General features: G+C 72.4%; 9 protein-coding genes and 4 pseudogenes. All 13 read right to left on the bottom strand.

Annotated features, from left to right (window positions below; translation table 11 throughout):
* Positions 1-111 precede the first annotated feature (111 nt).
* Positions 112-548, bottom strand: a pseudogene (locus FF86_RS41780) (YihY/virulence factor BrkB family protein); the annotation flags it as partial.
* 1 nt (position 549) lies between these two features.
* Positions 550-1,162: YhjD/YihY/BrkB family envelope integrity protein (locus FF86_RS41775; RefSeq protein ID WP_242418288.1), on the bottom strand; the 613-nt coding region annotated here is incomplete at its 3' end.
* A 1,261-nt stretch (positions 1,163-2,423) separates the two neighbouring features.
* A pseudogene (locus FF86_RS06310) lies at positions 2,424-3,746 on the bottom strand (NAD(P)/FAD-dependent oxidoreductase); the annotation flags it as partial.
* Between the two features lies 1 nt (position 3,747).
* A pseudogene (locus FF86_RS41770) lies at positions 3,748-3,941 on the bottom strand (NAD(P)/FAD-dependent oxidoreductase); the annotation flags it as partial.
* A gap of 366 nt (positions 3,942-4,307) precedes the next feature.
* Entirely contained in the window at positions 4,308-4,577 is a 270-nt protein-coding gene (locus FF86_RS06305) for a nuclear transport factor 2 family protein (RefSeq protein ID WP_044884142.1), read from the bottom strand.
* Positions 4,578-4,677: 100 nt separating this feature from the next.
* Positions 4,678-7,242: an FtsK/SpoIIIE domain-containing protein gene (locus FF86_RS65475; protein WP_396229784.1), complete on the bottom strand. Its 2,565-nt coding sequence runs from the start codon at positions 7,240-7,242 to the stop codon at positions 4,678-4,680.
* 1 nt (position 7,243) lies between these two features.
* Positions 7,244-7,524, bottom strand: a 281-nt coding sequence (locus tag FF86_RS65470) for an FtsK/SpoIIIE domain-containing protein (RefSeq protein WP_396229796.1), incomplete at its 3' end; no start/stop codon positions are given.
* 1,371 nt (positions 7,525-8,895) lie between these two features.
* Positions 8,896-9,588, bottom strand: a pseudogene (locus FF86_RS35510) (hypothetical protein); the annotation flags it as partial.
* Positions 9,589-10,874: 1,286 nt separating this feature from the next.
* Positions 10,875-12,561 (bottom strand): RHS repeat domain-containing protein (locus FF86_RS65465; protein WP_396229795.1); only part of this gene is annotated, 1,687 nt, incomplete at its 3' end.
* Positions 12,562-12,612: 51 nt separating this feature from the next.
* On the bottom strand, positions 12,613-15,420 hold a 2,808-nt coding region (locus FF86_RS65460; protein WP_396229794.1), incomplete at its 3' end, for a DUF6531 domain-containing protein.
* A 144-nt stretch (positions 15,421-15,564) separates the two neighbouring features.
* The coding region (locus FF86_RS35465) for a hypothetical protein (RefSeq protein WP_206778900.1) at positions 15,565-15,834 on the bottom strand (270 nt) is incomplete at its 3' end.
* A 1,535-nt stretch (positions 15,835-17,369) separates the two neighbouring features.
* Positions 17,370-18,479: RHS repeat domain-containing protein (locus FF86_RS65455; RefSeq protein WP_396229793.1), on the bottom strand; the 1,110-nt coding region annotated here is incomplete at its 3' end.
* Positions 18,480-18,516: 37 nt separating this feature from the next.
* Positions 18,517-21,173 (bottom strand): DUF6531 domain-containing protein (locus tag FF86_RS65450; RefSeq protein ID WP_396229792.1); only part of this gene is annotated, 2,657 nt, incomplete at its 3' end.
* Between the last annotated feature and the right edge of the window lie 178 nt (positions 21,174-21,351).

Genomic DNA, 21,351 nt, shown 5'->3' with positions numbered 1-21,351 from the left:
ACTAGGGCAGATGGCCGCGATCCACATCCGCCGACGGACCGGGAACCCTGTCGGCCGACAGATCGGGGACGGCCTCGGCGGACGGATCGGGGACGCCCTCGACGGATGGANCGGGGTCCGCGGCGGCGGTCGGGTCACGACCCACGCCCGGGATCGCCGACAGCGGGTCGCTCGCCGGGCGCTGCTGGTCGGGCAGGTCGGTAAAGGTGACGTCCACCTGCTGGAAGCTCTTGAACTGCTCCGCCTTGGCGTAGGAGGTGTAGGCCCGCCGGTCGGAATCGGTCAGCTCGACGTCGTCGGTGAACGGGGTCAACAGCGCCCGCGGGTAGAGTCGGCCCGCCCGCACCGCGTTGATCTCCATGGCGACAACCACGACGACGGCGAGGAAGTACAGCCAGGTCATCAGCCCGAGAACGAGCCCGAACAGCCCGTAGACCTGGGTGGAGCCCTTGAGCTGGTGGGCGATGTAGTAGCTGCCCAGGGTCTGCACGAGCTGCCAGCCGAGCGCCGCGAACACCGCTCCGGGCAGGATCTCGCGCACTCGGACGNACCGGGCGGTCAGGACCTTGAAGGCGACGAGGACCAGGCCGGCGTTGCCCGCCGTGGAGATCGCGACCGCGAGCACCTGGAACCCGGCGGCCAACCGGCCGAACGCCGAGGCCCCGGTCGTGACGCTGGAGAGCACCGTCGTCATCAGCACACCGAGGCCGAGCAGGCCGATGAGGCTGAGGCTGCGCAGCCGGGCGAAGAACGGGTTCGGTCGGGCCCGGCGCGGCACCGCCCAGACGGTGTCGAGGGCGTTGCCGATCGCCCGGGCGACGCCGAGGCTGCCGGAGATGGCGCCGAGGACGCCGACGGCGACGGCGACGCCGCTGCCCTTGAGTGCCTGCACGTCGTCGCGGAGCTGATCACCAATGATCGGAAACTGGCTCAGCGTGGAGGTCACGACTTGTTCCTGCAGGTCAGGATGGCCGTGCAGGACGAAGCCCAGCCCGGTCGTGAGCAGCAGCAACAACGGGAACAGCGACAGGAAGGCGTAGAAGGTGATCAGGGCGGCGAGGTAGCCGCCCTGATCGTCGGCGAACTTGTAGATGACGGCGATGACGAAGCCGACCCCACGGTTGCGTTGCTGGGCCCGGTCGATGCGGCCACCGAGCGCCATCCCGCGCCTCCCCAGGCCGTCCATCGTCATGAAGCTATCCCCCGTCCGGGTGGGCCGCATACCCGCTGACCTGCCGGTAAAGCGTCTCGACCGGCCGACAACGGACCTCCCACCGCAACGCGCCCACATCGCCGCCGCGGCTGGCCCGATCGGGTGATGTGCCGGCTGCGCGGCCGGCCTTCACCCGCATCCCCCGATCCGGGTCCACCCGTATCCCCGATCCGGGCGGCGCCGCGGCGGGCTCCCTCCACCGGCTCATCATCGCGTTGACGGATGGGCGCGCATGGCCTTGGCTGATGCCGCCACCCTACGCACCTGATCGATCACGATGCAGCCACGGTCCACCGCCCGAAAGGAGTCCGNGGATGCGACGAGGTCTCAGGGGGATCATCCCGGGAATCGGCGTGGGCCTGCTTCCCCTCGCCGTCCTCCCGGTCCTGGCAGTATCCGGCCCGGATGGGGCAGCCCCGGTCGGCGCAGACAGCATCGGTGCGGACAGCATCGGTGNGGACACCGGCCACCCGCTCGTGCCGCCCGCCGACGCGGCCTCGACGCCGCACGGACGAGGTGACACGCCCGCCGACGGGCCGACCTACCTGATCGCCGACCTCGGACCGGTGAACCGATCCGGCGCGAGCGGCACAGCCACCGCGACCCTGCGGGGGAACCTGCTGAGCATCCGGATCGTCACCCACGGCTTGGCTCCGGGACTGCCGCACCCCCAGCACATCCACATCGGCGGCAGCCATTCCTGCCCCGCCCCGGACGCGACGGGCACCGGCGCGAGGGGCCAGGTCCGTTCGGGCGACGCGAAGAAGTCGATCGGTGCCATCGCGGTGTCGCTCACCACGACCGGCGACACCGGCCCGGACAGCTCCTACGCGCTGGACCGCTTCCCCGTCGGCGACGCCGGCTACGAGCGCACCATCACCGTCTCCCCGACGGTCGCCGCGGAGCTGCGCGGCGGCGAGGGCGTGATCGAGCAGCACGGTGTCGACGCGAACCACAGCGGCCGCTACGACGGGGCGGCCCGCAGCGACGTGAAGCCCGAGCTGCCCGAGGAGGTCTCCAACTCGGCCGCCTGCGGCCGGCTCGTCACGAGCCCGACCGCTGTCCCGGTGGGCGGGGTGGCAGCCGGCGGCGGCGGGACCGCCTGACCCGATCGGGCCGGGGGCCGGGCCTGATCCGCTCGGACCGGCTGCCGGGCCTGATCCGATCGGGCCGGCTGCCGGGGGAAGGGGGCGCGGAACACCGGCCCGGTTCATCGTCCCGCGACGCCGCCCACCGCACGGCCCGGATGCGCCGGGGAGTCGCTCGGGGCAACGTCGACGCTCGCCGGTCCCGACGCCGCGGCCGGGTAGATGCCGGTCTGCTCGGTGGCGTCGATCGTGGGTGGCCGCCCGTCAGCGAAGCCGAGCTGCACGATCTGGTGCGGGATGACCAGGTCCAGCGCCCAGTCCGTGACCACCCTGACCCGATTGGACCCGTTGTTCAACGCGTACGCGTGGTACGCCCGGGTGACCACGGCCGCGGGCAGTCCGTGCAGGGTGACCCCCAGCGGGTTGGCCACCGCGTCCCGGCCGCCTAGATCGACCACGAACCCGAGATCGTGGTGCCGGTACGGCCGGGCGGTGCCGTACCCGAGGGACGCCGCCACGTTGCGGGCGGCGGCCCCGGCCTGGCGCACGGCGTGCTGGGCGGTCTGACTGGCGAGGGCGCCCGAGCGGGTCACGTCCGGCACGGCGGCGGCGTCGCCCAGCGCGAACAGGCCATCCACCTCGGGGACGCGGAAGCAGTCGTCGACGACGAGGCGCCCGTGCGTGGTGGGCAGGCCCAGCTTGGCCACGAGCGGGCTCGGGGACACCCCCGCGCACCAGACCACGGTGTGGGTGTCGATCGTCTCGTGCTGGTCGGGGGCCTCCGCCTGGCCCAACCGGACGGTGCGCTCGGTGACCTCGTGCACCGCCGTCCGCAGCCGCAGCTCGACGCCGCGGGCGGTCAGCACGTCGGCGGCCCGGCGGCCGAGCGTCGGCGCCAGTTCGTGCAGCAGGCTCGGCGCGTGGTCGACGAGCACCCAGCGGACCTCCTCGGCCCGCACCCGCGGGTAGTTCGCCACCGCGCGCCGGCTGAAACGGGTCATCTGCGCGGCGAGCTCCGTGCCCGTGTACCCGCCGCCGACGATCACGAAGGTGCACAGGGCGCGCCGGCGAGCGTCGTCGGTGGTGGTGGCATCCGCCCGCTCGAACTGCCGCAGCACATGGTCGCGCAGGTGGACGGCCTCGGCGAGGTTCTTCAGGCCGATCGCGTGCTCGCGCACGCCGGGGATGTCGAAGGTCCGCGTGACGGACCCGGGGGCCAGCACAAGCCGATCCCAGCCCAGCTCGTCGACCGTGCCGTCGCTGCCGAGCACGGTCACCGTGCGGGCCCGGGTGTCGACCGCCACCGCATGGCCCAGGCGCAGCACGGTGCGGCGCAGCGCCCCCCGGGTGGCCACCGCCAGGTGCCGCGGCTCCACCGAGCTCGCGCAGACCTGCGGCATCAGGGAGGTGTAGAGCAGATGGTCCACCGGCGAGACGACGGTGAGNTCCGCCGCCGACGCCGGCAGCAGACCCTCCAGCCGCCGCAGCAGCCGCAGGCCGGCGAATCCGCTGCCCACCACGACCACGCGGGACGCTGCCGCCCCGGACCCGGCGGCGGACGCGGGTGCCGGGCGATCGGCTGCCCTGTCGGCGGGCAGGAATCGACGCAGGGACGCCGGCAACGACCATGCTGCGGGCACGTTCCACCTCCGGAGGCCGCACAAGGCGGTAGCGGTCGGGCGGCGGCAGGACGCGGGTGCGCAACCGCTTGGGGTGCGCGGACCGCGCCGGCCGCCTTCCTCTGCGTGCCCGGGTAGGCCGCCGGGCAATCGCTCGCCGCAGCGGTATCGCTTCACGTCCAGTCGATTCTCATGATCGCGATCGTGGAATCACGTCAACGGCGTTGATTATCGGACATCCGCCGCCGTCCTGGCGGACCTCGCCGGTCAGGGCCTGACCGGCGCGTCACCGCGGGGGACGCCCAGGTCACCGACCCGTGGACGCCAGGCGTCGAAGAACTCGCCGCTGGTCAGCCGGCCCTCCAGGTCAATCCCGAGGTAGCGACTTCAGGCCCGCACGCTCCCGTCCTCCTGGAGGAGCAGGGAGGTGTGGACAGTGTGATGGTCGGGCGCCGCCGCGCTCCTGGAGCGGACGTAGTCGGCGAACTCCCCGAGCCCGTGGTAGGTCCGGCTCGGGCCCGGCCCGATGTCGACCCGGACGTCGGACGTGCACGCGAGCCCCAGCCCCGCCACATCGTTGTTGTCGAAGACATGCGCGAACAGCGCCAGGATCTCCCGGATCGCCAGCGCGTCACCCTGGGGAAGGACGGCCGCCATCTCGTTCTTCCCTCCGCCCGCCGCTTACCGTTGGGCCCTTCCAGGATGGTCGGCCTGCCACCACCGGAACACCCCATTCCATGTGCATCGGGGTGCTGGTTCAGGTCTGGACGAATCGGGTGCCGCTTGCGGAGAGCAGGAAGCCTCGGCCGCGGCCTGGTCCGCTCGGCGGGTAGGTGAGGTACCGGCCGCTGATGGGGTCGGACTCGCCGGGTTCCGGTTCGAGCACGAGGCGGGTCGGCGCCGACTTGAGCCGGCTCGCGGTCGAGGTGTAGTCGGCCGTGCGCAGCTCGCCGACGCGGGCCGTCGCAACCAGGCGGACGCGGGGGTGACGCTCCTGCAGGAAGGCGTTCAGGCTGTCGCCGAGCCGGGTCACGTCGTCGATGAGCAGCAGGGCGGGGCGCTGCTCGCCCGCGGCCCGCTGGGCGAGGGTCACCGCCGTGTCGAGCTCACGCACCCGGTCCGCGGCCGGGCAGCCCGCGAGCGGCGAGTCGGCGGGGGCTGCCGCGTAGATCGCCACGGCGTCACCCAGGCTCGCCCGAGTGAGCTCCGCGAGTCGGCGCAGCAGCGTGCTCTTGCCGCAGCGAGGTGGCCCGTACACCAGGGCCGGGCTGCCTTCCGCCAGGTCAAGGCACACCTGCACGACCGCGCCGTCCTGGGTGGCGAGGCCCACCGGGATCACCAGCACGTCGTCGTCCAGGCGGGCGCCCCCGTCCGCGGTGAGCTCGTCCGGCTCGATCGTCGCCGGCAGGGCCCGGATGCGTCTGGGTAGGGACGCGGCGCGGGCGCCGTCCGCCCAGGCCCACCGCGACGACCGGCCAGGCCCGTCGGCGCCGCCGAGCAGGGCTGCGGGCACATCGGTGGGCAACGCTGCGGGCGTGGACTCGCGCGTGGCCCCGGTCGGGGAGACGGCGTCGGGGGTGGCGACCTGGACCTCCATCAGCAGGTCGTTGCCGGTGGTCCACAGGCCCCGGCCGGGCACACCGCGTGGGATCGAGCGTCGTTCGACGGTGAGGTCGGTGTAGGCGTTGCGGTCCGGTAGGCGCAGGATGAGCCGCTGCGGCGCGCGGGCGGCGACCTCGTTGCGCACCCGGGTGCCGACGACGGACGCGGCGACGGCCACCTTCGACGCGGGCCCCGCGCCGATCACCGCGGCGAAGTCCTCCAGCACCGCGATCCCCTGTTTGGAGCTGACGGCCTCGTACGCGTTCATGAAGCCGGCCAGGTTGTCGATCAGCAGGATCGACTGGGCCTCGGCCGCTCGGGCCGCCGCGTCCAGCGCCCCCAGCCGGGCGATCCGGGCCCGCAGGTAGGCCAGCAGGTTCACCTGCCGCTCCCGCTCGTCACCGAGGATGACGTTGCCGGCGCAGTGCGGCAGCGCGGCGAGCCCCTGCAGGTCGCCTCCGGCGAAGTCGAGTGCGTACAGGTGCAGCTCGGCCGGGGACAGCGAGGCGGTGAGACTCGTGGCGAGCACGGTCAGCGCGGTGGTGGCGCCGGCGCCCGGAGCGCCGAAGACGAGCAGGTTGCCGGCGTCGAGATGCCAGGCGACCGCGGGCTGGCGGGCGTGCTCGGACTCGTCCGGACGGTCCGCGCGGCCGAAGTACGCCGCGAGCCCGGCGGGACGCCCGGGGATCACCTCCCCCGCCCGGGCCTGGGCCACGACCTCGCCCGGTGCCAGCGACACGGGCAGTGCCGGCGGCCAGACGTCCGCGACGGGCCGCAGCTGGCGCCTGCCCAGCGCCGACCGGTAGGCACGCCGGACTCCGGCGATCAACGCGCCCAGCTCGGTCCGCTCCCCGGCCTCGACACTCTCGTCGTCCTCGACACCCGTGCCGTTCGGCAGGTCGTCCACCTGCCACCAGGGCTCGTCCAGGGCTGCGATGCCCGCCAGGTTCGCGCCGCCGGACATGGACGTGACGACGCCTGCGGCGCCCACGACGTCCGCGGTGGCGACGACGGCCGCGCCGGGTGGGACGGCCGAGGCGGCGGTGGCGACCGCACTGGGCGTGACGGTCCACCTGTCGTCGTCGGGGGCGGCGGCGGGGAGCAGCGTGAACGGTTCGAGGCGGATCGCGTCGTCCGCGGACGCTTCGACTGGGCCGGACGGGTAGCCGGCCTGGAAGGCGAGCACCTGGTTGTCGACCCGGGCCAGCCCGCGGCCGGGCACGGTGAACCGGGCGGCGTCCGGCAGGTCGATGAGGCGCACCGAGTCCTCGACGTCGAGGAGCTTGAGGGTCATCCGCAGCTGGGTGTTGCGCTTGATCTCGTCGTAGTTGCGCACCGAGGCGGGGCTCTGCGTGGCGAACAGCAGGTGCACGCCCAGGGAGCGGCCCCGCTTCGTCAGGTCGATGACGGTCTGCAGCTCGTCGGGGAGCTCATCGGCGAGGATCTGGAACTCGTCGATGATGACGATCAGTCGGGGCAGCTCACCGGCGATCTGCTCGATCTTCGTCGCGCCGCGGGCGAACAGCAGCCGTTCGCGGCGCAGCAGCTCGGTGCGCAGGTAGCGCAGCGCCCGCTCGGCCTCGTGCAGGTCGGTGTCGCTGACCAGGCCGACGCAGTGCGGCAGCCGGGTGAGCTCCTGCAGGGACGTGCCGCCCTTGAAGTCGAACAGTCCGATGATCACCTCGTCGGGTGAGTACCGCGCGGCGAGCCCGGCCACGATNGTCTTCAGCAGCTCGCTCTTGCCGGATCCCGTCGCGCCGCCCAGGAGCCCGTGCGGGCCATGGCGGACGAGGTCGAGCTCGAACGGCCCATCCTCGCCGACGCCCACCGCGATCGTGAGGCTCCCGGGGTCGTGGCGGGCCGACCAGTGCCCGCGGATGGCGTCGGCAAGCTGGTCGGACGGCTGCGCCAGGTCGAACGGGACGAGGTCGGACAGCCGCACCCCGGCGGGCAACGGCACGTCCCGCTCGGCCACGAGCGGATCGTCGAGCCGCGCGAGCATCCGCGCGCAGCGGTCGGCGTCGTCGGCGTCGAGCGCCGCCGGGCTCGCGCCGTGGACGACTTGGCCGGTCCTGGCGTCGGCCTGCGTGACCGTGCCGTCGGGGCCGAACTCGACCAGCGTGGTGGTCAGATTGGGGGGTGGGCCGTCGACGACGATCGCCGACGCGTCGGCCGCGAGCGCGCGGCGGAAGGCGAGGCTGGACCCGGGCCGCAGCCGCGGGCCGTCGACGATCAGCAGGGTCCGGACCGCCTGCACCCGCTCGGGGGACGCGGCGGCCGGCAGGCCGAACGCGGGACCCCCGCCGGCGCCCCGGCCGCCGAAGCCACCGGAGCCACCGAGGCCGCCCGATCCGCCCGGCCGGCCCGATCCGCCCGGCCGGCCTGGTCCTCCCGGTCCTCCTGCTCCGGCGGCGCCGGCGGCGGCGAACGCGTCCGCGGCTGTCAGCCAGGCGGCGGCCTCGTCGACGGCGCGCTGCGGGTCTGCGGTGGCGTCGATGCGCCGCACCCGCAGTTCCCCGCTGGCCTCGTCCCGCAGGTGCGGGAGCCACTTGAGCCACTCCCAGTCGGCGGTGTCCTCGACCAGCAGGCCGATCCGCAGATGGGCGGGCCCCTGCGCGCAGCACGCCTGACAGATCGCCGCACGGACCAGGCCCAGCACCTCCGGCCGCGGGCCGCGCAGCGTCACGAGCTCGCCGCGGTCCAGACTGAGGGTGAGCGGGACGGGTGAGAGACCCCCCGAACGGGCCACCCGTTCCCTGACCTCGGCGCCGGCCTGGTCCACCCGCTCGACCGCCGGACGCCACTGCAGGTGCCCGACGGCGACGAAGACGTCCAGGAAGTCGCGGTCGGTCGGACCGCGTTCCCACAGGGTGGCGCCCAGCTGGTCGGCGGCGCGCACCCAGTCGGCCGCCGTCGGCGTGACGTCCCAGCGGCGCCGCAGCTCCTGGCGCCTGGCCTCGGCCAGCCTGGTGTCGAACGCGGCGAGTTCCGCCGCCCGCTCGGCGGCGCCGCGGCGCACCTCCCGGCGGCGGCGCAGCCGGCTCTCCACGAACGAGAACACCACGATGATCGCGCCCATCGCGGAGAGGAGCGCGTACGTGAGCTGCCTGGTCATCGTGAACAGAAGGCCGGCGAGGACCAGCGGAGCGCCGAGGGAGGCCCAGTTGAACGGGTTCGCCCGGCCCGGCTCCCGGGGCGTCGGCGGCAGCGTGACCCCGTCCGGCGCCGGCGGTGGCACCGGACGGGCGGTGCGGTGGAACGGCACGGTCGGGCGATGCTCGGCCGGCACGCCCAGTGCCTGGCCCGGTCGGGCCAGCCCGCCGCCCGCGCGGGCCAGGCGTGCGGTGCTGCGCCCGACGGTGAGCACCGCGGNGGGGCGCAGGACCTGATCGTCCGCGGGAGCCTCGCCGTCCACGGTGAACTCGGCCGCCGCCCACCGGCAGGTGACCGCGTCGTCGGCCACGGTGAACTCGGCCACCGCCTCCTCAACGCCGCCGCGTTCGAGCAGCGGCCCGTCGAACGGGTCGACGAGCAGCGAGACCGCCTGCCCCACCGGCACGGGCAGCCGCCACCCAGCACCCGGGCCAGCGACGACCACCAGCTCCCACCCGCCGGGCTGCGACCCCGCCGACGACCAGGGCAGTACGTCAGACAGTTCGGCGTGGTGGGCCGGGGCCCACCAGTCCGCCTCCGTATCCGACGCGACCGCCTCGAAGCCGCTGGGTTCCGGCGCAGCCACGGGCTCCCACCAGGCATCGGCGTTGTCTCCCTGCGAGGTGTCGTCTCCCCGCCAAGCCGACGGTCCCGGCGCGGTGAGCCCACCGCCAGACCCGGACCAATACCCGTCCACGGATTCGGCCGGGGCCACCTCGACGCCGTCGACGATGCCGCAGATCGCCACCGGCACCTCAGGCTCGAACGACTCCCCCTCCACCACAAGACCGAACTCGCCCGCCGGGCCAAACAGGCGAAGACCCAGCTCCCGCACAGTCGCGTCCGCCCCGACCTCCACCGACCAGTCCCGCACCCCGCCGCCCCCGGCGACCGCGCGCACCCTGACGATCATGAGGTCCGAGACCGCGGACTGCGCCCCGCAGGACCGGTCGGAAGTGTCATGAGCTCGGCATAGACGGNCTCGGGCCGGGGAGCCTCGTTACCACGCCACCGTCCGACCAACGGGCCGCCACCGTACCTGAAGGTGACCAGGCCGGCTGAAGGGACGAAATCCACCACGACGATCTGCACCACTTTCCTGTCAATGAGGCGAGCCGGACGACATCATCCCAGGTCGGTGAAATTTCTAGGCTCCGACTCGGGCGGCGGCCACCATGGACACGGAAGTAGGCCGTGCCGTTGAAGGCTGCGGGTTCTCCGAGCTGTTGTGATACTCGAGTGGGATCTCCGTTAGCGGCACCTCGCGTCCAGTCGATGACCGCCTCGCCGCGGCGATGCCGACGTAGGGCCGCGGCCCCGGGCCAGTCTGTATCCAGGCATCCACAGGAACCTCCACGTTGCCCCAAGGGTGGGCGACGGTAACCAGGACATCCGGGTACTCCTCGAGAGACAACATCAGCGCCCTCCGCGACGGTGGCCAAGTTCTGAACTTCCCAGTCCCCGAAGTCGCGGCGCACCATCACCGGCTCCCACNACGGGAGTCCTCGCCTGGCGCACTCCGCGCGCGATTTCCCTGGCATCCTCCCCGCTGATGTGGCTCTTCGACAGGAACAGGCATCGCGCAAGTCGGCTCATCGCTCATCCTCATAGATTCCGTAACCAGCAGCGCCGACCCCCGACCGCTCCGCACCCAGCCAGTGACCTTCACNTAGCCATCGGCGATCGGGAATTCAAGGCCCTGCCGCAGGCTGCCCGTGGCACAAGTCTTGGCTGTGGCCTCCGCGCGTCTCCGCCGCTACGCGTCGAACGCTATTCTCCCCATTCAATAAAATCCTCGACAGCCCGCCGGAACCAGGCGTAGAAATTGACGAAGGCATTTTCCCGGTGGTATCCAGGGCTGGCGAAGTCGTGTACGACGGTGATACCGCCGGAGTCCAGATCCCAACAGGCGACGTCATCGTTGTCCTGCCGCTCCGCGAACGGTACAAAGCAGTCGGCGGGGTAGCGGCTGCGCAGGCCTAGGTGTCGGCGGAACAGAATTTCCCCATCCATGATCCACCAGGGTTCGAGGTTGGTCAGTCCGAGCTCCACCACTCNGAGAAATTCCGGTGGATAGGTGAAGTCCCGAGNAAGATCGACGGTGGATATCAAGTTACTCATCCCACCCTCCATTCCAGCTGGTTATGGGCGATCCCATCGGATATGTCTGACGATAGATTGCCTTCTGCCCTCGCAATNGGTTCTCCACCGCCTCCCCCCAGGTGTCGGGCGAAATCTTCTTCGTGTCTCTGAACCGGCCGGCGAAATCGGATGGTATGGGGTCGCTGTACCGGTGGATGTTCGCCTGGATCCGGGTGTTCGTGATCTTTGCCGCGAGCACCCGCCGGTTGTCGACACTCGTCAGTCCGCCGTCGGGCATCCGCACGACGTCGATCCGGTCGCCAGCCCAACCGTTCGCCCGCATGCTGGCGACGTACTGCGGGACTCTCCTGCCGACCGACCCCTGGCTGAACCGCACGTCGGCCGGCTTGAGAGTCGGCCGGAACAGCATGCGGCTACCCGCTCCGCCGAGCCCACCAGTCGCCAGGCCGAATGCGACCTCGCCGAGATCAAGATGCCCCGGGTGGGCTACCTGCTGTTCGGTGACATCCCCGGCAGCCCCAGAGATTGCGCCCGATCCGGCCGCGACCAGATAGCCCTCCCCCGTGACGAGTTTTCCGGTGGCGGCGCCGACACCGCCGCCGACACCCCCGGCGATACCGGAAAGCGCGACAGCCGTGGGATCGAAGTTGCCGGTGACGAGACCCAGGCCGGCGGAGCTCCCGGCGCCGATGAGGATGCCGGCACCGATCGCCTGCCCTCCCGGCACGAACATCAGCCCGACTCCAGCGGTGATGACCGCGGCGGCGGCCAGGCTTCCCCACGGGTCCTTCTGGATGTTGTGCCAGGCCTTGCCGAACATGTTCCTGGCGGACTGCGACCGATAATCCTCGTACGCGTCGTCGCTCAGTGGACGCAACCCGGTCGGGTCCAGCATTCCGACCGGGTTGTTCCACGCCTCGTGGTAGGGGTTCGCCGCACCCGGCATGCCGGGAACGTGCTCGAGCGGATCCGGGGACAGGAAGGAACGCGCCTGGGGGTCGAGAACCCGGGCGCGCTGCCAGAGCAGGCCGTTGAAGGCGAGTTCGCCACGGTAGCCGAGCCCAACCGAGACCCTGGCATCCGGGGACGAGCCGCGAGCAGCCTCTCCGGCGTCGCGGGTGGGGAACCGCCCTCCCCACGGGTCATGGCCGCCGAACGAGCCCTGCCAGTCGGTGTCATGCCAGCGCCCACGCCCCGCGTCCTCTCCCTGCCCGTCCGCGCGGGCATCCGGCGTCGTGGGGCCGATCACACCGAGGGCCGACTCGGCGCGGACGTAGGTGGTGTCGCCGAGGCCCTGGACCTGCCCCGGCCAGGTCACCGGGTCCCAGCGGACCGCGGTGCCGTCGATCTGCAGCAGCTCACCGAGTGCATCGGTGACCAGGCGAGTCGTCCGCTCCTCCGGCGCGTCGCCGCCGACGGCGCGGGACGGGATGCGGCTGACCTCGGTGAGCCGGCCCAGGGCGTCCCAGCCGTACCTGGTGCTACCGGTCGGCCCGTCCTTCGCCACGCGGCGGCCGGCCGTGTCGTACCGGTAGCGGGTCGGCCCGGCCGCCCCGAGGCGGCGTTCGACGAGCTGGCCGGCGGCATCATAGGTGGAACGCAGGACGCCGGCCGGGTCGCCGCGGTCCTCGGCGACGAGGCGTCCGCCCAGATCCCAGGTCAGGGTCTGGGTCCCCCACGGCCCCTCGGCGGTGACCAATTGGCCGGCGGCGTCGTAACCGAAGCGCAGCTCGCGGCCGCCGTCGACGACCCGGGTGATCCGACCTACGGCGTCGCGTTCCACCGTTCTGCCCGGTGCGCTGATCCGCCCGTCGGCGTCCCGGTCGATCCGCCNCACGCCGAGTATCGGGTGCTCGACGGAGCGCAGGTAGCCGTCGTCGTCGTAGTCGTGGCGCACCGGCGGCGAGCCTGCCTGGCCCAGCCGGACGCAGCGGTCGTCCGCGTCGTACTCCCAGGTGAGCCGGCCCGCCGCGGTGGTGCGGGAGACCAGCCGACCGGCCGCGTCGTAGGTCAGGGAGACGCCCCGGTCGGGTCCCGTCGCATCAGCCTGTGCCGTGGCACTGATCAGGCGACCGGCGGCATCGTGGTCGAAACGAGTCCGGGGCTCGGCATCGTCGAGGAGACCTTCGCCCACCAGTCGGCCGGCCGCGTCCCGCCACCACCGTTGGCCGACGCCGTTCGCACCACGCCAGGCCTGGACCGCGCCGTCGCTGGCCCGGGTGACGGTGGTGGTGCGGCCGAGGGGGTCGGTCGTGGCGGTCAGTCGGCCGACCTGGTCGTGGCGCAGTTCGTGGCGGCCGCCCAGCGGATCCGTCCAGGCGGAGAGCTGGCCGCGGGCGTTGTACTCGTAGCGGGTGACGGCGCCGAGCGGGTCGGTGGCGCTGGTCAGGGCGCCGCGGGCGTCGTAGGTGTAGCGGCGGGAGGCGCCGGTGCCGTCGGTGACGACCACGGGCAGACCGAGCGGGTTGTGCTCGATCGTCGTGCGCCGCTCGCCCGGGCGGGTGACCGCGACGACGCGGCCGTACGCGTCGTACTCCCAGGTCGTCTCGCGGCCGGCGGGGGTGACGAGTGCGGTCAGCCTGCCCGCGGCGTCGCGGCGGTACAGGGTGCGCGCCCCGGACGGGGAGGTGGTCTGCACCCAGCGGCCGACCCGGTCGTAGCCGTAGGTCTCGCGCCGGCCAAGGGGCGTGGTGACGGCGGCGAGGCGCCCGCCGGGAGTCCACTCGAGCGTGCGCCGCCCGCCCAGCGGGTCGGTGACGGCCACCACCCGTCCGCGCGGGTCGTGCTCGTAGCGGGTGACGGCGCCCGCCGGGTCCGTTTCGGCGATGACGGCGCCGGCCGGGTCGTACGCGCGCTGCCAGACCCGCCCGTCCGGGCTGGTGCGGCGCACCGGGCGGCCGGCCTCGTCGTACTCGGTCCGCCACTCGTGGCCCTCGGCGTCGGACTCGACGGTCGGGCGGCCGTCCGGGTCGTAGCCACGGCGGAACGTCGCGCCGGCGGGATCGCTCAGGGCCACCAGCCGGCCGAGGCCGTCGTGGTCGAAGTGGAACTTCTGGCCGTCGGGGGCGACGATCAGCGCGGTGTTGCCGAACAGGTCGTACTCGAAGCCGAGCGTCGAGCCCAACGGGTCGGTGACCTGCTCGACCCGCCCGTGCGGGCCATACGTCGAACCCCATCGCCCGCCGGCCGGGTCGACGTAGCCGTCGGGACGGCCCGCGGCGGTGTAGTGGTACTCGCTGCCTGCCCCGTCCGGGCCCTGCTCGCGCGTCACCCGCCCGGCGGCGTCGTTCTCCCATACCCGGGTCTGCCCCACCGGCCCGGTGATCCCCACCAGCCGGCCGGCCGCGTCGTAGCGCAGCCTGGTCCGCCCGCCGCCGGCGACCCGCACGTCGATGAGCTGGGCGTCGTCGTCCCAGCGGAACCTCGTCGTGACGCCGTCCGGATCGACGACGCAGGTGGGCAGGTCGTCGTCGTTCACGGTGATCCGGATCAGCGCGCCGGCCGCGTCGACGATCTCCACCGGGGTGCGCGCGGTGCCGGCGTAGACCCATCGGGTGAGGTGGCCGCGTGGGTCGGTGTAGCTGGTCAGGCGGCCGAGGGTGTCCCATGACCAGCGCTCGGTGATGCCGCACGGGCCGGCGCGGTGGACGAGGTTGCCCTCGTCGTCGTAGTCCATCGTCCAGCGCGCGCCGGAGCGTTCCTCGATGCCGCGCAGCCGGCCGGCGTCGTCGAACACCCGGTAGAGGGGACGGTCCGCGTCGTCCACGACGCCGACCAGCCGGCCGGCCGAGTCGTGGCGGTACTCGTTGATGGCACCGCCCGCCGCGTCGGTGACCAGAGTGCGGTGGCCCTCCCGGTAGGCGAACTGGACGAGACGGCCCTCGGGGCTGAGCTGGGTCAGGACCCGGCCGGCCTCGTCGTAGGTGGTGCGGGCCAGCGTCACGCCGTCGGCGTCGACGAGCTCGGTCAGCAGGCCGGCGGTCGCCCCGGCGTACCGGAGGCGGCGGGAGCCCTGGGGGCCGCCGTCGACGGCGACCAGGTTGGCGTACTCGTCGTAGGAGTAGCGCACCTCCCGGCCGTCGCTGGCCCGCACCGCCGTGACCAGGACACGCTCGTCGTCCCATACCAGCTCGACGAACCGGCCCGAACGGGGATGCGACAGCCGCCTCAGCCGGCCGCCCGACCAGGCGAGCAGCAGTTCCGTCCGGTCGACGCGCACCCGCACCGGCCGACCGGCCTCGTCGTACCACCAGGTCTCCCCCGGCCCGCGGGTGAAGCGGAAGCCCGCGCCGTCGGCGTGCAGGGTCGCGCCCAGCAGCGGCAGCTCGGTCGGCCGGTCCACGCCGGGGCGCGCCAGCAGACAGCACGCGCCGTCCGGGGCGCGCCACTCGATCTGCTCGGCGCCCTCGACCCGCTCGGCGCCCTCGACCCGCTCGGCGCCCTCGACCCGCTTGGCGCCCTCGACCCGCTCGTCACCGAGGTCCAGGGCGGTGTCGGCCCAACTGGACCACCCGCGCCCGTGCGCGCCGAGCCGCTCATGAGCGCGGGAGTTGTAGGTCCGCCGCCAGCCGGCCGGCGCCGCCCGGCCGGGCAGCGGAAGGTCGAGTTCCTGCTCGACGAGGTTGCCGTTCGCGGTGCACACCGGGTCTGCCGCGAAGCCGCTGTCCGGCGGGTGGCCCAGCAGCTTCGGGTCGTCGACGGTGAGAGTGGCCGTCGGAAGTGAGCCGATGCCGGCTGCCTTCANACCGGCAGCGATCCGGCCGTCGTCGACCGTGACCGGGCCGGNGGCCGTGCCCGCGGAGCCACTGTCCGCGGCGACGAACGCGTCCTTCACCGTGGCGACGAAACGGTCCCGCTCCTCGGCGTCGCTCAGGTGCGAACCTAATTTCGCCCACAGATCCGGATGCGAAAGACTGTACTGCGCCCCGAACCGGGCGACCACGTCGTCGTAATAGGCCCGCACACCGCTCGCCGCCGCCGCCAGCGTCGTGCGGGCCGCGGTGGCGTCCGTGACGTAGGTGCCCAGGTCCTCAGGATCCGCGGAGCTGGTGGCCACAACGGTCTTCCTTTCTCCCCGGCCTTCGCGGAGCCAGATCCCGCTCCGCCAGCCGACGGCCCGGATCCGAACAATGTCTCGGCGAAAGGTCACCCGTCGCCGAACGAATTTGCGCGAGTGTCGACGAGATTTTGATCATCATCGTGGCATTGGCCCGAAGACACCCCCGACGGCCCCGCTGCCTCCGCCAACGATCACCCGAATGTTTCCGCCGCGGTAATTGGCGTTAGTCCATACTTCCCAGTCCCCGAAGTCGCGACGCACATTCACGGGCTCCTCCCAGGTAAGGCCGCGCAAGGCGCACTCGGCTCGCGCGATCTCCCTGGCATCATCCTTGCTGATGGTGCCCTTCGACAGGAACAGGCATCGCGCAAGTCGGCTCATCGCACACCCTCGTAGATTCCATAGCCGGCAGCGCCGACTCCCGCCAGCTCCACGTCCAGNCAGTGCTCCTTATCCACCGCCAGCCCGCGGTCGCCGGGCGGTCCGAACAGGCGAAGGCTCAGCTTCCGCACGGTCGCGTTCGCCCCGATATCCACCGACCAGCCCCGCACCTCGCACCTCTCAGTGACTATCCACACCCTGATGATCACCATATGATCGCGCCGGTCCCATGCTGCTCCTACGCATCCGAGACGCCATCGGCGCGGGCGGGCGACCACACCCAACCGATACGTGAAAGATCTGGGCTAGGGCTCTGACTTGGGCGGCGGCCCCCACGGGCACGGAAGTAGGCCTTGCCGTTGAAGGCTGCGGGTCTCCGGGCTGTTGTGGTACTCGTGCGGGATCTCAGCCAGCGGCACCTCGCACCCGGTCGATGATCGCCTCGCCGCGACGATGCCGACATAGGGTCGCGGCCCCGGGCCAGTCTGTATCCAGGCTTCCAAAGGCACCTCCAGGTTTCCCCAGGGGTGGGCGACGGTAACGAGGACATCCGGGTACTCCTTGGGAGACAGCATTCGCCACCCTCCTCTGAACGGATTTGCGCGAGTTTCCACAAGATATTTGATTAGATCGTCCCCTTGAAAGAGGTACTCCCCTTCGGAGATGGACAGAGCGTTCGACGGTGCGACGAGCCGGCTGGCCGGAACGCTGAACTCGCTGAGATGAGGCGCATTCTTCACGATCCCTTGCAGCCACCAATCGGTTGTAGCCGCCGCGGCCTCCGGGCTGTCGGTCACGCTGACGAAGGGGCTGTTCTCAACGAAACCCTGCATATGAGCTTCGGCAAGTCTGGCCACCTCAGCCGGGGACTCCAGCTGCGACATTACCTTTGCCTGCACATCCGGCGCCGCGGATTCCAGCCGGGACACCAGCGAGGTCGGATCGCTCGCGTCGTGGAACCGGAAGACGGTCTTGAACGCCGCCCCTGCATCCTCCACGGCGGTGGCGTCGGCGCCGACGATGTCGGCTCCCGCGGCGGTGGCGCCGCCGAGGGCATCGCCGATGCCGCCGGTCGCGCCGCCGAGCATGCCGGAGACGGCGATCGATCGGGGGCTGACGTGGCCGGTGACAAGGCCGATGCCGGCGGAGGNTCCGGCGCCGATAAGAATCCCGGTGCCGATCACCTGGCCGCCGGGGACGAACATCAGGCCGACGCCGGCGCCGATGACGGCGGCGGCGAGGCTCCCCCAGGGGTCGTGTCCGATGTTGTCCCAGGCCTTGTCGAACATGCCTTTGGCGGCCTGGGTCCGGTAGGTGTTGTATTCGTCGTCGCTCAGCGGGCGTAGTCCGGTGGGGTCGAGCAGGCCGACCGGGTCGTTCCAGGCGTAGTGGTAGGGATTTGCCGCTGCGGGCATGCCGGGTAGGTGGTCGAGTGGGTCGGGTGACAGGAACGACCGGGTCGCCGGGTCGAGGACGCGTGCGCGTTGCCAGAGCAGGCCGTCGACGGCGAGTTCGCCGTGGTAGCCGAGCCCGGTGACCGGCTCGTCCGGACTGCCTGTCGGGCTGTTGGAGCTGCTCGGGATGGGCAGGCCCCAGGGGTCGTAGCTGCCGGGCGAGCCCTGCCAGTCGGAGTCGATCCAGCGGCTCTGCCCGGCCTGACCTGGTCGGCCCTCTGGAAGCTCGCCGTCGATGACACCGATGGCCGATCCGGCGCGGGCGTAGGTCGCCGTGCCGAGCTGGTGAACCTGCCCGGGCCAGGTGACCGGGTCCCAGAGCACGGGCACACCGTTGATCTGAAGCGGGGCACCGAGCGCGTCCACGGCGAGCCTCGTCGTGCGGCCAGGCGCGCTGGTCTCGCCGGTCGGGCTGTGGTGGATGTCGGCGAGCCGGCCTGCCGGGTCCCAGTGGTAGCGGACGGTGCCGGCTGGTCCGTCGGCCGTGATCCGGCGGCCGGCCGGGTCGTAGCTGAACCGCAGCCGGGTGTCGTCGTGGTCGATCTGGACAATTCGCCCGGCGGAGTCGCGATGCACGGTGCGGCCGGGGATGACTGGGCGGCCGTCGGCGTCGCGGTCGAGGAGGCGGCGGCCGAGCGCGGGATGCTCGACCGACCGCAGGTGACCATCGGCGTCGTAGTCGTAGCGTAGTGGCGCCGAGCCAGCGCGGCCCACGGAGACAACCTGGCCGTCGGCGTCGTAGCCCCAGGCGAGTCGTCCCGCCGCGGTCGTGCGGGCAACGAGGCGGCCCAGCTTGTCGTATTCCAAGGCGACCGCGCCGCCCAGCTCCGGCCGATCGGGAGCNGGGCTGGCCGGGTCAGCTCTGGTGAGCCGACCAGCCGGGTCGTAGCTATACCGCACCTGTGGCTGCTCGCTGCCGGGCAGGCCCCGTCCGATCAGCCGTCCGCCGGGGTCGCGCCACCACCGCAGCCCGGTGCCGTCCGCGTACCGGAGGGTGTCAACGGCACCGTTACGGTCGCGGGTGACGGTCGTGGGCCGCCCCAGCGGGTCCGTCATCCCGATCTGCCGTCCGACCTGGTCGTAGCGCAGCTCGTACCGCCCGCCCAGCGGGTCCGTCCAGGCCCGCAGGCGGCCCCGGACGTCGTACTCGTAGGACGTGACGGCGCCGAGCGGATCGGTGGCGCTGGTCAGTGCTCCTCGGGCGTCGTAGGTGTAGCGGCGAACCGCACCGTCCGCGTCGGTGACCGTCACCGGCAGCCCGAGCGGGTCACGTTCGATCGTCATCCGCCGCCCGTCTGGGCGGATCACCGCGCTGACGGCGCCCTGCGGGTCGTGTTCCCAGCGGGTTTCCCGGCCGGCGGGGGTGACCAGCGCGGTCAGCCGGCCCGCCGGGTCGTGCCGGTAGACGGTCCGCGCTCCGGACACCGACAGGGTCTGGGCCAGCCGGCCGGCCCTGTCGTAGCCGTAGGTCACCGTGCGGCCGAGCGGCGAGGTGACCGACGCGAGCCGGCCGCCCGGTGTCCAGGTCAGCGCGCGGCGTCCGCCCGCCGGGTCGGTGACCGCGACGACCCGGCCGCGTGGGTCGTGGTCATAGTGGGTGGTGGCACCTGCCGGGTCGGTCTCCGCGATGACCGAGCCGGCCGGGTCGTAGGCACGGTGCCAGGTCCGCCCGTCCGGGGCGGTGCGTTCCGTCGGCCGGCCGGCCTCGTCGTAGGTGATCTGCCAGGCGTTCCCGTCGCCGTCGGTTTCGAGGGTCGGCCGCCCGTCCGGGTCGTAGGCCCGGCTGAAGGTCGCCCCCGCCGGATCGCGGGCTGCCACGAGGCGGCCCAGGCCGTCATGGTCGAAACCGAACGTCTGCCCGTCCGGCGCGACGATCCCGCTGGTGTTCCCGAACAGGTCATAGGAGAAGCCGACCGTCGAGCCCAACGGGTCGGTGACCTGGGCGACCCGTCCGTGCGTGCCGTAGGTCGAGCTCCACCGACCCCCCGCCGGGTCGACGTAGCCGTCCGGGCGCCCCGCGGCGGTGTGGTGGAACCGGCTCCTCGCCCCGCCCGGGGCCTGCTCCAGCACGACCCGGCCAGCGTCGTCGGTCTCCCACCGCCGGGGATCACCGTCCGGGCCGATCATCTCGACGAGCCGGCCCGCCGCGTCATATCGCAGCCTCGTGCGCCCAGCGCCGGCAACGGCCACCCTGGTGAGCTGACCGTCGCCATCCCAGGCGAAGCGGGTCGTGACACCGTCCGGATCCGCCACACAGATCGGCAGATCGTCATCCGACACTGTGATCCTGGTGACCGCACCGGTCGCGTCGACGATCTCCACCGGGGTCCGGGCCCCGCCGGCGTAGAGCCACCGGGTCACCTGGCCACCTGGGTCGGTGTGCGAGGTCATCCGGCCGTGGTCGTCCCAGGTCCACTGCTGTCTGATCCCGCACGGACCGGTCCGGGAGGTCAGGTTCCCCGCGTCGTCGTAGTCCATCGCCCAGCGGGCACCGGAGCGTTCCTGGATGCCGCGTAGCTGGCCCGCGTCGTCGAACACCCGGTGAAAGACCCGGTCCGCGTCGTCGATGACACAGATCAGCCGGCCGGCCGCGTCATGCCGATACTCGTTGATCGCACCGGCCGCTGCGTCGGTCACCAGCGTGCGGTAGCCCTCGCCGTAGCCGAACCGAACCAGCCGTCCCTCCGGGGCCAGCTGGGTCAGCACTCGGCCGGCCTCGTCGTAGCTGTTGCGCGCGAGCGTCACCCCGTCCGCGTCCACGATCGCCACCAACATCCCGCCAAGGCAGCGGTAGCGGCGTGGACCGTGCGGGCCGCCGTCGACGGCCACCAACTGCGCGTCGTCGTCATAGCAGTAGGACACGGCCCGGCCATCGCTGGCTCGCGCCGTGGTGATCAGCGTGCCGGTGTGGTTCCACTCCAGCAGCACCGACCGGTCCGACCGGGGATGCCGCAGCTGCACCAGCCGGCTTCCAGCCCACTCCAGGGTGATCTCAGAGGGGCCGGTCCGGACCCGCACCGGCCGGCCCGCCTCGTCGTACCACCAGGTCTCCGCCGGGCCGCGTTCGAACCGGAATCCCGACCCGTCGGCGTGCAGCATCGCGCCCAGACGCGGCATCGCCGTCGGCCGCCCGGCACTCGGCCGCTCGACCAGCAACTCCGCCCCGTCCGGCCCACGCCACCCGACCAGCTCCGCGCTCAGCTCCAGCGCGGTATCCGCCCAGGAGCACCACCCTGGCCCGTGTGCCCCGACCCGGTCATGACCGCGGGAGTTGTACGTCCGCCGCCACCCCGCCACACCGGCCCGCCCCGGCAGCGGCAGGTCGAGTTCCTGCTCGACGAAGTTGCCGTTCGCGGTACACACCGGGTCGACCGCGAAACCGCTGTCCGGCGGGCGGCCGAGCAGCACAGGATCATCGACCGTCAGCGTCACCGTCGGCAACGCGCCGATCCCGGCGGCCCTCAGTCCGCTCGCGATCTGACTGTCCGCCACCGTCACCATGCCGCCCGGCGAGCCGCCGTCCGCGGCGACGAACGCGTCCTTCACCGTGCCGACGAAACGGTCCCGCTCCTCGGCGTTGCTCAGGTGTGAACTTAATTTGGCCCACAGATCCGGATGCGAAAGACTGTACTGCGCCCCGAACCGAGTGACCACGTCGTCGTAATAGGCCCGCACACCG

Source organism: Frankia sp. CpI1-P (assembly GCF_001421075.1).
GTDB classification, from domain to species: Bacteria; Actinomycetota; Actinomycetes; order Frankiales; family Frankiaceae; genus Frankia; species Frankia torreyi.
Note: the sequence above shows the minus strand (reverse complement) of the source record. Positions and strands in the feature narration are given on the sequence as shown.